The 1,378-nt window shown below is 77.0% G+C and carries 1 protein-coding gene; it reads right to left on the bottom strand.

The window, feature by feature from the left end; all coding sequences use genetic code 11:
* Positions 1-5: 5 nt before the first annotated feature.
* The coding region (locus ACWD3D_RS37105) for a hypothetical protein (protein WP_451465030.1) at positions 6-1,378 on the bottom strand (1,373 nt) is incomplete at its 5' end.

Raw genomic sequence — 1,378 nt, 5'->3', positions numbered from 1 at the left:
GGTGCTCAGTCCTCGGAGGATGCCTTGGGGAAGTCGGCCTGGATGAGGGACATCACCGACGGGTCGGTGAGGGTGGCCTCCCGCTGCGGCTCGGAGGCCTCCTCGGCGGGGCCGGGGGCCTGCCGCAGGTCCTCCGGTCCGCCCCCGGCCGGCTCGCCCAGCTCCGCCAGCGCCGTCCGGGCCGCCGGGGCGTCCAGCGGCGAGAACGCCGGATCGGTGCGCAGGGCCTCCGCCAGAGAGCGGCGGGCCGCCCCGGTGTCGCCCACAGCCGCCTCCATCACGCCCAGGTGGTAGGCGTACGAGGCGCTGCGTACCCCGCTGTCGGCCGCCTTCAGGGCGAACTCCAGCCCCTCCTCCGTCCGGCCGGCCCGGTGCAGGGCCCAGCCCAGCGCGTCCGCGACCTCCGCGTTCCGCCGCTGCTCGCCCCAGGCGGCGCGCAGCCGCTCCACCGCCGCCTCCGCCTCGCCGTGCCCGCTCTCGTAACGGGCCAGCGGCAGCGTCTCGTCCACCCCGTTCCGCTCCGCCGAAGCGGCCATCCTCAGGAACGACGCGTACTGGCTGGCGGCATCCCCGTCGAGGTCCAACGACTCGTACAGTTCCGCGAGTTCGAGGGAGTACTCGGGGCGCGGGAGGCGCTGGAGCACCCGTTGGTACTCCGCCATCGCCTCGTCGGTCCGGCCCAGGGCGGCCAGCGCCCGGGCCCGGCCGGCGAGGGAGGTGTGGTGCCCGTGGTCGACCAGGAGCGCCGCGTCGTACTGCCCCAGCGCCTCCTCGGCGTCGCCGCGCTCGCGGGCCAGGTCGCCGAGGCGGTGCAGCGCCTCCGCCTTCTGCGCGGGGGTGCCGGAGCGCTCCGACGCCTCCTGCGCGGTGGCGAGCGCGTCCTCCCGCCAGCCCCGGTCGCGGTACAGCTCGGCGGTACGGCCCAGCCCGGGCGCGCCCTTGCGCAGGGCGGCGAACTTCTCGGTGGCCTTGCCGGCGGCCTCCTGGTCGCCGAGCCCGTTGTACGCGTCGATCAGCGCCGGGTACACCGCCCAGGTGACCGACGCCCCCGGCCCGCGGTCCCGGACCGCCTCGCCCCACTTCTTCGCCGCGAGGAAGTCGTGCCGGGCGTCGGCGAGTTCGGCCAGCCCCACCCAGGCGGCGCTGTTGCCGCGGTCTCCCGGCACGGCCGCCAGCGAGCGCTTCAGCGCCTGCTCGGCGCGCGGGTAGTACCCGAAGTCCGCGGACCGGTGCGCCCATTCCACGTACGCCGAACCGAGCGCCGCCCAGGCCGGGGCGTCCGCCGGGTGGCTGTGCACCCAGCTCTGCCGGTCGCCGATGAGCGCGGTCAGGTCGGAGAGCGAGGCCGGGGCCCCGGCGGTCGCCGCCGCCTCGGCCC

The organism is Streptomyces sp. NPDC002690 (assembly GCF_053592415.1).
This window is presented reverse-complemented; position numbering and strand designations above follow the sequence as displayed.